General features: G+C 42.9%; 7 protein-coding genes. 4 read left to right on the forward strand and 3 right to left on the reverse strand.

Features of this window, described 5'->3' with window-relative positions:
* Positions 1–31: 31 nt before the first annotated feature.
* Positions 32–1,009 carry an FtsH protease activity modulator HflK gene (gene hflK / locus DB520_RS04445; RefSeq protein ID WP_114748407.1) on the reverse strand — a complete coding sequence of 326 codons (978 nt, stop codon included), beginning with the start codon at positions 1,007–1,009 and terminating at the stop codon, positions 32–34.
* A 111-nt stretch (positions 1,010–1,120) separates the two neighbouring features.
* The gene (locus tag DB520_RS04450) at positions 1,121–1,732 is read right to left on the reverse strand and encodes a cytochrome c oxidase subunit 3 (protein WP_114748408.1); all 612 of its coding nucleotides are present in this window, start codon (positions 1,730–1,732) and stop codon (positions 1,121–1,123) included.
* A gap of 234 nt (positions 1,733–1,966) precedes the next feature.
* On the opposite strand from DB520_RS04450, the gene mfd reads away from it, so the two are divergent.
* The 3 genes from mfd (at position 1,967) to DB520_RS04465 (ending at position 9,742) form a co-directional block, all read left to right on the forward strand.
* On the forward strand, positions 1,967–5,326 hold the full coding sequence (mfd, locus tag DB520_RS04455) for a transcription-repair coupling factor (protein WP_114748791.1): 3,360 nt from the start codon (positions 1,967–1,969) through the stop codon (positions 5,324–5,326).
* Between the two features lie 181 nt (positions 5,327–5,507).
* The gene (gene gldJ, locus DB520_RS04460) at positions 5,508–6,725 is read left to right on the forward strand and encodes a gliding motility lipoprotein GldJ (RefSeq protein WP_114748409.1); all 1,218 of its coding nucleotides are present in this window, start codon (positions 5,508–5,510) and stop codon (positions 6,723–6,725) included.
* A 206-nt stretch (positions 6,726–6,931) separates the two neighbouring features.
* Positions 6,932–9,742 carry a YCF48-related protein gene (locus DB520_RS04465; protein WP_114748410.1) on the forward strand — a complete coding sequence of 937 codons (2,811 nt, stop codon included), beginning with the start codon at positions 6,932–6,934 and terminating at the stop codon, positions 9,740–9,742.
* A gap of 26 nt (positions 9,743–9,768) precedes the next feature.
* Here the strand turns inward: DB520_RS04465 and prfA are convergent, their stop codons facing one another.
* Positions 9,769–10,845 (reverse strand): peptide chain release factor 1, encoded by a 1,077-nt coding sequence (gene prfA, locus DB520_RS04470; protein ID WP_114748411.1) that lies wholly within the window; start codon positions 10,843–10,845, stop codon positions 9,769–9,771.
* A 133-nt stretch (positions 10,846–10,978) separates the two neighbouring features.
* On the opposite strand from prfA, the gene DB520_RS04475 reads away from it, so the two are divergent.
* On the forward strand, positions 10,979–11,638 hold the full coding sequence (locus DB520_RS04475) for a Tll0287-like domain-containing protein (protein ID WP_114748412.1): 660 nt from the start codon (positions 10,979–10,981) through the stop codon (positions 11,636–11,638).
* The last annotated feature ends 125 nt before the right edge of the window (positions 11,639–11,763 follow it).

The raw sequence follows: 11,763 nt of genomic DNA on the forward strand, positions 1-11,763 counted from the left end.
ATGCCTGACTGCCGTCAGGACAGGCTCGATTTCATGGCTCGAGTTTTTTGGGTTCTCCTGTAAGATTCAGTAATGGTAAAACATTGCTGCCTTTTTCATCTGTAATTACCTTATTTCCTAATTTTGGCAATACCCTTTCCATGGTCTCCAAATAAATCCGCTGTTTTGTCACTTCTGGTGATTTTATATAGGATTCATAAACTGCACTGAATCGATTTGCTTCCCCTTTTGCCCGGTTGACGCGATTGAGGGCATAAGCTTCAGCAAGTTCTACAGTTTCCAAAGCTTCCCCTCTTGCTCTGGGGATGACTCGATTGTATTCGGCCTCTGCCTGGTTGATTAGCGTTTCCCGTTCTTGCTGTGCCTCGTTTACGGCATTAAAGGAGGGTTTTACGGGTTCTGGTGGGTTTACGTCTTGCAGCACCACCTGGTCAATCCTGATTCCGTTTTCGTATTCATCACACATTTCCTGAAGAATGACCTCCACGCTACTGGCCACTTCCTGTCTTCCCACTGTTAGAACCTCGTTTACAGTACGGTCTCCCACGATTTTCCGCATGGCAGCCTCCGACATGTCCTTAAGGGTTTTTTCTGCATTCCTCACCCGAAAAAGGTAGTTGAAAGAATTCACAATCCTATACTGTACTACCCACTCTACATCGGTGAGGTTTAGGTCACCCGTAAGCATCATACTTTCATCCGAGTATGCCGTTTTGGAATATTCTGATCTTTGGCCTGCGGTAGCCGTTCTGAACCCAAACTCCTGTTTGAGTTGCCTTTGGACTGGGATCTTGTACATGTTCTCCGCTAATGGAATGATGAAGTTCAGTCCTGGTTGAACCGTCCTGTTATATTGACCAAGTTGGATGACCACACCTTCCTCCTCAGGCCCTACCGTTTTGATAGCCATGCCCAATGCTATAAGTAGGATCAGGCCTGCTATGATTTTGGTGAGGTACTTCTTGATCCAGTCCGGATTAATGTTGATCTCGAATTGCTCGTTTGCCATTTATTTTATTTTTATTTAAACTTATATATCTGTAAAGTTACGGTAGGGATTCTCTATTCCTATCCAATTGTGTCAAAATTCGGCCTTGTATTTTTTAGGTGGGAAGTTTTTTCAGATGAACCAAAGAAAAGTGAAAAAAAGGATCAACCAAATAATGTCCATATATTTCCAATAAACAGTAAACAGTTCGATCTTCATCTTATCATAAGGATTGGAAAGCAGAAACAGGGTTTTCACCTCGTCATTTTGGCATTTGAATACTTGTACAATCATAACCAAACCAAAAACCATGGCACCTGTCAAATGTAATATATGAATCCCACTTAGTACATAAAGAAAACTGCCAGATGCCAAACCGCGGAAGTTTATGCCCATTTCTGTAAGTTCTTTCCACCCGAAAAATTGAAGACCGGTAAACCCCAGACCCAAGAGGAAAGTGGCTATGAGTGAGTTTCTTAATTCTTTTATTTCATCGGATTTATAATAGAAGGGGATCCTAGAGGCCGTAAAGGCACTTATCAGCAGCAAAGCCGAACTCAGAATAAAGGCCCTAGGCATTTTAAAGGAGCCAGAAACAGACAGGGAAGGTTGAGAAGAAAAAAATGCTGTGAGCAGGAACAGGAATATAAGGCCACTGCCAAACATTCCCAGATAAAGCAGGGTTTGGTAGGGATGCAGGTTTTCTATTTTGGTAAACCAATGTTCCTTTTCTTTGGATTCCATATTGCCCTTTCTTACTAAACAAAATACCTAAACGAAGGTTCGACAAATAGAAATCTATGCATTGCTTTTAACCAGAGACCATTTGGGTCAAATTTGATTTTAGTTAATTCCGGCAAGGGAAAGATTATACCTTCAACGAGTTTTAATGTGTAAGTAAAGAGACATTGGGTTCTTGGAAACCAAGATTTTCCTAAATTGCGCCTCATTTCGATTAAGACACCAATTTTATTTATGTTGGATAGTAAAGCGTTTTTGTCACTTTACCAAAATGATGCCTTTGTAAGGGTGGTTAGTGAATCACTGACAACCGAGGCCAATCGTACATTTCAATGCAAAGGACTCTCGGGGAGTGCGGATATGGTGCTGATTTCCGCACTGAACAATCTGATAGGAGGGTTTCATCTTTTGGTAGCGCATGATAGGGAAGAGGCTTCTTATATGTACAGTGACCTCCAGGCCCTGAACGATGAAAACCTTAATTTGATGCTTTTTCCTGCCACCCTGAAAAATCCTTACCACTACGAGGAGACCGACAACGCAAATGTGTTGGCTAGGGGCGAAATTCTAGACAAGCTGAATAATCAGGGCAAGGGTGCTTCGGGTATTATGGTCACTTATCCGGAAGCGCTCTATGAAAAGGTGCTCAATAAAAAAAGCCTCAAGGAAAACACTTTTTCCGTAATGGTGGGAGAAAAAGTGGATCTTCCTTTTTTGGAAGAACTATTACATACCTACCACTTTGAAAAGGTGGATTTTGTATATGAAGCCGGGCAATTTGCAATTCGGGGTGGAATTATCGATGTTTTTTCCTATGCCTATGAATGGCCATTGCGCTTAGAGCTTTTCGGGAAGGAAGTGGAAAGTATCCGAGTCTTTGACCCAGAGACACAGCTTTCCAAGGAAAATAAAAATGAGATCCACATTGTCCCAAACATCCAAATGCGCTTTCAAAAGGAGTTCCGGATGTCGGTCATGGAGTTTTTACCTTCCAATTCCATCCTTTGGATAAAGGATTGGCAATTTGTGCTTGACCAAATGGAGAAGCTTTATGCCCATGCTTCCAAACAGCATGTACAGAAAAGCGAGGCGGTGGGAGAAGCATCTGGATTACTAAGTGAGCCAAAAATCCTTTTTGATGATGGAAGGGAATGGGAGAAAAGCGCAATGCAGCTAAGAAAGGTGGAGTTTGGGAGGGTCTTTTATTTTAAGGAGGCCAAGTTGTTTGATTGCTCCTGTAAACCTCAACCTTCTTTTAACAAAAATTTTGACCTCCTGGTGGAGGATTTGGTGGAAAATGAAAGAAGGGGTTATACCAACATCATCTGTTCGGAAAACGGAAAACAAATAGAACGGCTTCAAAACATCTTTGAAGAACTGCACCCTACCTTAAGGACACAATCATTGCCGATTAGTTTGAGAGGAGGGTATATAGATGAGGTATTACAACTAGTCTGCTATACCGACCACCAAATTTTTGAAAGGTACCATAGGTATAAGGATAAACATAGGCCTAGCAAGACCAAGGCTTTAACGCTGAAGGAACTGAAGACTCTGCAACCAGGTGACTTTGTGGTGCATGTTGACTATGGGGTGGGGCGTTTTGCCGGGTTGGAAAAAGTAGAGATAAACAATCATGCTCAGGAGGCCATTAGATTGGTTTTTAGAGATGATGATTTGCTTTATGTAAATATTCATTCCCTTCATAAAATCAGCAAATACTCGGGGCAGGAGGGAACACATCCTCCAATGTCTAAGCTGGGTTCGCAGGAATGGGAAAATAAAAAAAGGAAAGTAAAGAGTAAAGTAAAGGACATAGCCAAGGATTTAATTGCCTTGTATTCCAAAAGAAGAACCGCCGCTGGGTTTAAATATTCCACGGATAGCGTTTTGCAGGTGGAATTAGAGAGCAGCTTTATCTATGAGGACACCCCTGACCAGGCCGTGGCTACTATAGAGGTAAAAAAGGACATGGAAAAGCAGTACCCCATGGACAGACTAATATGTGGTGACGTCGGTTTTGGTAAGACGGAAGTTGCCATAAGAGCTGCCTTTAAGGCAGTAAATGACAGGAAACAAGCTGCCGTGTTGGTGCCGACCACCATTTTGGCCATGCAGCATTTTCAAACCTTCAAGGAAAGGCTCAAGCAGTTTCCGGTAGAAGTGGAATACATCAACCGGTTTAGGTCTGCAAAAGAGGTGAAAAGTATCATCAAAAGAGTCAATAGTGGAGAAATAGATATACTTATTGGTACCCATAGAATAGTAAATAAAGATATCCAGTTTAAGGATTTGGGTTTGCTCGTTATAGACGAGGAACAAAAGTTTGGGGTAAAGGTAAAGGACCAACTTAAAGAATTGAGGGTAAATGTGGATGTACTAACCCTTACGGCCACTCCAATCCCTAGAACCCTCCATTTTAGCCTGATGGGAGCCAGGGACCTTTCTGTAATCGCCACAGCCCCTCCCAACCGACAGCCGGTAACCACAGAAATCTATACCTTTCAGGAAGATGTAATCCGGGATGCCATTGCCTACGAGCTTCAAAGGGGAGGACAGGTGTTTTTTGTGCATAACAGGGTAGGAGAAATCGATTCCATAGCAAATCTGATCCTGCGGTTGGTACCCGAGGCACGGGTTATTGGGGCACATGGGCAAATGGATGGAAAGAATCTGGAAAAAATCATGATTCGGTTTATTGAGGGTGCTTATGACGTATTGGTATCAACCAATATTATTGAATCAGGCCTAGATATTCCCAATGCCAATACCATTATAATTAACAGGGCTCATAATTTTGGCGTAAGTGACCTTCATCAAATGAGAGGAAGGGTGGGGAGGAGCAACAAGAAGGCATTTTGTTATTTGCTCACACCGCCCACCTCATCCCTTACCTCTGAATCCAGGAAGAGGTTGGCAGCCATGGAGGAATTCTCTGATTTGGGAGACGGCTTTAAGGTGGCCATGAGGGACCTTGACATAAGGGGGGCGGGAAATTTATTGGGAGCCGAGCAAAGTGGATTTATTTCAGATCTGGGCTTTGATATGTACCATAAAATATTGGATGAGGCTGTTCAGGAACTTAAGGAAAATGAGTTTGCGGCATTGTTTGAAAATGACCTCAAAGAAAAGGTCAAAGTTTTGGTGCAGGATTGCGTGATAGAGACGGATTTGGAGCTGCTCATTCCCGAAACCTATGTTTCTAATATCTCCGAAAGACTAAGCTTGTATTCCAGGCTGGACAACATCAAGACGGAAGAAGAACTCGGCCAATTCGGAAAGGAGATAACGGACAGGTTTGGGCCAATTCCAGCATCCGTTAAAGAATTGTTTAATACAGTAAGGTTGAGATGGATAGCAGAGGTGCTAGGTTTTGAGAAATTGACCCTAAAAAACAGCCAAATGAAATGTTATTTCGTCCCTTCGGAGAATGAAAGGTATTATAAATCAGCCGTTTTTGGTAAAATTATGCAGTTTATCCAGCAAAGGTCGCGACAATGCAAAATAAAGGAACATAAGAAACGTTTGATTCTTACTATTGCAGGGGTTTCTTCCATAGAGGAGGCCATGAAATGGTTGAAGGACATGGAAGCCTAAAAAAAAAATTAAATTTTATCCCTTAATAATTCTGTAATTAGTAGGTTCATTTTTGAAGAATATCTTCAAATCCCTGCAAAACTGCTAATTGCAAAGTGCCGGGATGAAAAAAGTTTATTGCATTAATATATTATTGATTATATCTTAGCGTTTTATTGGCGTGAAACCAAATAATTTTCGCATGAAATTGGGTAACAAATTGAACGTATTTACATGGGTGGCAACTTTTTTCGTAGCCACGATGATTTTGGCATCTTGCGGAAGCCAGAGCAACAGAAGAACTGCCAGTAACCCTGGTAAAGTAAGTGCTTCTACCGGAGCAGCCTTTAGCTTCAACGATGAGGATACCACAAATTTCCAAGTTTTTAGATTACCTAAAGAAGTGGTTGGTCCAAGGCTAAAGTTTATACAAGGTGGTAGGGCTGTACTGGGTTCACAGGAAAATGATGTTATGGGCTTTAGGGACAACACCGAAAGGACAGTCACTATTGCTTCTTTCTTCATGGACGAGACCGAGGTCACCAACGTCGATTACAAAGAGTTTCTCCATAACATGAGAACCCGAGTAAGCGCAGACTCTATTCTCCAGCTAGAGCCTAACGAAAGGGTTTGGGAAGGAACCATGTCATACAATGACGTCTATTCCACTTATTATTTTCAGTATCCAGGCTTTAACTTCTATCCTGTCGCAGGGGTAAGTTGGACGCAAGCCAATGTGTATTGCAAGTGGAGGACCATGTATGTCAATGAGGTAAACAGAGAAAAGAACAACCTGGATTCAGCGCTTACAGAAAACCAACTGATTCAGCGGGGAGCAGTTTTTCCAGATTACCGTTTGCCAAATGAGGCAGAATGGGAATTTGCGGCCAAAGCGATGATTGGTACCCAATACATGGACGAAAATCAGGAAAATGGCAGGATATATCCTTGGGACGGTAGAGGTCCAAGAAACCCCTACAACATCAAAAGAAAATCCAGACAAGGCGATTTCTTGGCAAACTTTAAGCGTGGAAGAGGAGATTATGCAGGTATCTCCGGTAGTATTCACAATGATGGAGAGATTATTCCCACTAATGTTTATGATTTTCCTCCAAATGACTATGGGCTGTATAACATGGCAGGCAATATGAACGAATGGGTTCAGGATGTTTATAGGCCTCTTTCTTTTCAGGATTTTGATGACCTAAACCCCTTGAGGAAAGACGGTATCTATGATGAGGAAAGCACCTATAATACCACCATGATTGATGATAAATTTAGGGTCTTTAAGGGCGGCTCTTGGAGAGATGTTGCTTATTGGCTAGCTCCAGGTGCAAGGAGGTTTATGCACCAGGATTCTGCCACCAACCATATTGGCTTTAGATGTGCTATGATCGCTGTAGGCGGGAAAGACAGATAATAAAAACGTTGCTAAGGTAAACTTTAAGGACTGTCTCTATTTTTTTGGAGGCAGTCCTTTTTTGTTATTTCATGGTCAGTTTATTTCCGATGGCATATGGTTTTTTGTATAGGGTTTTTATTCTTAGTCTAAAAGCCATTTTTTCTGAAAAATGTCAATATTAGTTTTATTTTTGTAGTGTTATAGACTTGTTTTAAGGGGTTTACATGAGGAAGATATTTTTTTTAGGGCTGTTGATTTTTCTAGGCTATCACCAAACTTTTTCCCAAAGCTGGAGAAGAGTAGGTAACTGGGGAAATGCATATTCGGATGTCAATTGGATAAGTTCGAATGTTGGCTATATCTCCGGCAGCAATATTTTTCTCAAAACCCAAGATGGGGGCCTAAGCTGGAGTGAATTGGCTGTCCCTACCACAGGGGCAACCGTGGCAATGGATTTTTTTGATGAAAATAATGGTATCGTCCTAGGGTTAAGTGGAGAACTATTTAGGACAAGGGATGGAGCACAAACTTGGCAGTCCCATACTTTTGCCGAGCAAAGCCAACTCAATGCCATCACCTATCTTTCTTCAGACAAAATCCTACTTTCCGCTGATAATGGCATTTACTATTTATCAGAAAATGGAGGGGCAAACTGGGAGAAGCATCAGGCAAACACGGAAAAGAACCTTAATGGGCTACATTTTCTACAGGGAACTGATTTTGGTTTCATGGTGGGCGATGGAGCTCTTATTTTAAAAACCCAAAATGGGGGTCAGTCCTGGGAAGAAATGCCTACCGACTTTGATTCTGATCTTTATGGTGTTTATGCGGTGAATGATACCATCGCCTATGCCGTCGGAGCTTTTGGTACCATAGTGAAAACCGAGAATGCTGGGAATGATTGGCAATTTATCAATAGTGGGATAGATACGGACTTGACAAACATATCCGTTAATCGGACTAACCATTCAATAGCTGTCATCAGTGGCAAAAATGGAACGGTCCTTAGAACTGTAAATGCCGGGCTTACGTTCATTCAGTCCAATTCCCGAACCACTGAAGACATAAACGCTATAACTTTCCGGCATTCCTCCAATACCGTCTTTGCCGTCGCCAACTCCGGGTTTTTGATCAGTTCCAATAATTCCGGTGCTAGCTGGAGCATACTTATGAGCGGGAATGCTAATAATTTCACGGGTACCCACTTTACCTCAGATGTAAGGGGGTACATTATAGGTGAAAATGGACTTGTCCTTTTGACGGGAAATGAAGGGCGTACTTATACCAATAGGTCCCGGCCACTCTCTCTACCTTTTAACGCCTTGCAATTTGTCACAAATAACGGGGGCTATGTTACCGGCAATAATGGGAACGTAATTAGCACCACTAATTCGGGAGCCAACTGGACTACCCTGAATCCGGGCACCAACCGTAATATCAATGGACTTCATTTTTTCAACCTGGATAGGGGTTATATAGTAGGAGATAGGGGGTTTATTTCACACACAGTCAATAGGGGGGTGAATTGGACGGCTATTAGTTCCGGGGAGAGCAATTCAAACTTTAGGGATATTAATTTTTTTGATGAAGAAAACGGAATTATAGTAGGAACGGGTGGTTATATAGGCAGGATGGAAGATGGGGGAGTATGGGGAAAGGTGGAAGTACCCACTACTGCGGATTTCTTTGCTATTGCCATTTTAGATGACCAATCTGCTATTGTAGTTGGTGCGAATGGAACCGCATATAAGACCTCAGATAGGGGTAATTCCTGGCAATCCCTAAACCTAAATCAGGACGAAGATTTTAACGATATTACCTTTATTGATGACGCTGTTGGTTTTATTACAGGTAGCCGTGGGCTAATGCTACGGACACAGGATGCCGGGGATACTTGGGAACGTCAAGAAACCGGTACTTCCCAACATTTGACAGGGATCAGTTTTGGGGATCTTAATGTGGGCTATGCTGTAGGCCATAACGGAATTCTACTCCAATATACTTGTCAGGTTCCAGAGCAACCCACCACCATTTTTGGGGAGGAAAACATCTGCCTGGGACAACAAATTTATAGGGTGCAGGAAGGGGATGACCCAGATGCTATTTATGAATGGAGAGTGGATGGAGGTACTATCCTTGAAGGACAAGGTACCAATAGGTTGGTCGTGAGATGGGATCGTGCAGGAAGAAATGCGATTATGGTGAGGGGGCAGAATAACTGCGGAAACAGCCCTACTAGGGCTATGGAGGTAGTGGTTTCCCAGCAACCGGATCAACCCACCCCCATTTTGGGCGAAGGGGTGGTTTGTTTAAACAGCATGGAAGAGTTTTATGTGGACTCTATTCCTGGAACCGAGTACCTGTGGCAAGTGGCAGGTGGTGTGGTGCGAGGAGGACAAGGATCGCCAAAAATAACCATAGAGTGGACAGTCTTGGGGCAACACAACCTAACGGTATCCACCAGAAACCCCTGCGGCGTAGGTCCAACATCAGAAAAGGTAATTAAGGTGCTCACAGTACCCAACCAACCTGCGGCTATTCAAGGCCCTGACCTAGTAGGTTTTGAGAGTAGGACTTATGAGATACCTGCTGTTCAGGATGTAAATTATCAGTGGGCTTTAGAGGACGGAGGAAGGATTCTAGAAGGTCAAGGCACCAATAGGGTTCTGGTAGAATGGGAAAGAAACGGCGAGTTTGTACTTTCAGTTACCCCGATGAATGCCTGTGAAACCGGCCCTTCGAGCAACATGAGTGTTAGAGTGGACCTGATTACGTCCATTCCAGATAGGGAGGAAATTAATCCTGACATAAGGATTTACCCTAATCCCTCCCAGGGTAAACTTACCATTGAAACCAAGGGGATTCCCTCAGTGACCTCCATACATGTTTACAATGCCATGGGCCAAATGTTACAAGAGCTTTCGCCACTGGAGGGTCAGCATCGGTTAGAAATGCAGGACCTTCCTAAAGGACTACACACCATTATAATCAGAAGCAGATCCAAAGAATATGTGCGAAAAATATGGGTGAAATAAATAGCGGAAAAATGTTCTTAGAAAACCTACTCCTCTGTTCCTCCCATTTTCATTTTCTCGGCATTCTCGGCAAACCTTAAAGCTTCTATAAAATCTTCGATACTTCCTTCCATAATCTCAGGAAGGTTATATACGGTTTTGTTTATTCGATGGTCGGTGACCCGGCTTTGGGGGTAGTTATAGGTGCGGATTTTATCGGAACGATCTCCACTTCCCACCATAGATTTTCGTTGTGCCCCCACAGATTCATTGTGTTTGGCAAGTTCAATTTCATAAATCCTGGATCTCAGTACCTTAAGAGCCTTCTCAAAATTTTTGATTTGGGACTTTTGGTCCTGGCAGGTGACTACGATTCCTGTAGGTTCGTGGGTAAGTCTTACCGCCGAATAAGTGGTGTTTACGGATTGTCCACCTGGTCCAGAACTGCAATAGGTATCCTTGCGCACCTCGTTCATGTCTAAATGCACCTCCACTTCTTCCATTTCGGGTAATACTGCCACAGATGCTGCAGAGGTATGCACCCTACCCTGTGTCTCTGTGGTGGGCACCCTTTGCACCCGATGCACCCCAGACTCGTATTTAAGCATGCCATAGACATCCGCACCGGAGACGGTACTTATTATTTCTTTATATCCCCCAGCAGAACCAAAGGTAAGGTCCAGAACCGTGAGATTCCAGTTCTGCTTTTCACAAAACCTTTCATACATTCGGAATAGATCTCCAGCAAAAATGGAAGCCTCATCACCCCCGGTTCCGGCACGGATTTCTAGGATACAGTCCTTACTGTCATTGGGATCTTTGGGGATAAGCATTTTTCTCAGCTCCTTTTCCAATTCAGCTTGCTTATCTTTCAGCTCATCCAATTCCTCTTTGGCCATCTCCCTAAAGTCCGGGTCCTTCTCTTTTTCAAGAATGGTTTTGGTATTTTTGAGGTTCTCAAGCACCAGTTGGTATTCGTTAAAGACAGTTACCACCTTTTCCAGGTCCTTGTACTCTTTAGACAGTTTTGTGTACTTCCCCATATCGGACATGGCATCAGGTTGGATGATCAGTTGACCCACCTCCTCAAACCTGTCTTTTATGGCTTGTAGTTTATCCAGCATTATTTTTCCTTTTTCTGGGCACAAAATTAGTAATAAAATGGTTGATATGGGTAAGCTGGTGTTTATTATCCTATCGCCATACTTTTGCTTAGGAATTATCCGCTTAATTTGTACCTAAATTTACCCTGAAACCATGCACAAGATCATCGCTTATAGCTGTAGCCTACTATTTCTCTCTGTGTTGGCCTGTGATGCAGGAAAAAAAGTGAGTAAAGAAGAAGTGGATCAAATGAAAAAGTCCACGGAATTGAAAAAAGTGGGTGAGGCCGAAATCACCTCCTATGCCTTAAAATGGGGAGAAGAGTTGAGTCAGGAGGCACAAAATGCATTAATGGGGGCACTTCAGGAAGCCATTTCCGAAAAAGGGATCCCTGGTGCGGTGGAATTTTGTAATGTTGAAGCACTTCCTCTCACAAAGCGTGTAGGGGATGAATATGGGGTCACCATAAAAAGGATTTCCACCAGGAACAGAAATCCTGAAAACGTCCCGGGAGAAACAGAAGAACCCTTGTTGGATGCCTATGCCTATAATGCGGAGGAAGGAATAGAAAACGTACCCAATATTCAAAAAACGGATAATGGGGAAACCTTGATCTTTACGAAGGCAATCGTGATACCGGGAGGTCTTTGTCTAAATTGCCATGGAGATCCCGACAAGGACATTTCCCAAGAAACCTATCAAAAAATCCAATCCCTTTATCCTGAAGACAAGGCTACAGGTTATAAAGTGGGCGAACTTAGGGGTATGTGGAGTATTTTCATTCCCAAAAAAGAGGTCGTGAAGCGAATGTAACCAAAGGATTTAAGGTGTTCATTAATTCGGTTAAGGAGCCTTTTAATTTTTAGTCCTACAGTGTCCAACTCTGCTTTCAGAGAAGTAATTTTTCACAGCCTCAAAAAAATTGGCTCGTACTACCA

The organism is Pleomorphovibrio marinus (assembly GCF_003347495.1).
Lineage (GTDB): Bacteria > Bacteroidota > Bacteroidia > Cytophagales > Cyclobacteriaceae > Pleomorphovibrio > Pleomorphovibrio marinus.

Bases quoted from the DNA above. Each gene is read 5' to 3' on its own strand.
- hflK (WP_114748407.1), bottom strand. From the start codon at position 1,009: ATGGCAAACGAGCAATTCGAGATCAACATTAATCCGGACTGGATCAAG.
- DB520_RS04450 (WP_114748408.1), bottom strand. From the start codon at position 1,732: ATGGAATCCAAAGAAAAGGAACATTGGTTTACCAAAATAGAAAACCTG.
- gldJ (WP_114748409.1), top strand. From the start codon at position 5,508: ATGAAATTGGGTAACAAATTGAACGTATTTACATGGGTGGCAACTTTT.
- DB520_RS04465 (WP_114748410.1), top strand. From the start codon at position 6,932: ATGAGGAAGATATTTTTTTTAGGGCTGTTGATTTTTCTAGGCTATCAC.
- prfA (WP_114748411.1), bottom strand. From the start codon at position 10,845: ATGCTGGATAAACTACAAGCCATAAAAGACAGGTTTGAGGAGGTGGGT.
- DB520_RS04475 (WP_114748412.1), top strand. From the start codon at position 10,979: ATGCACAAGATCATCGCTTATAGCTGTAGCCTACTATTTCTCTCTGTG.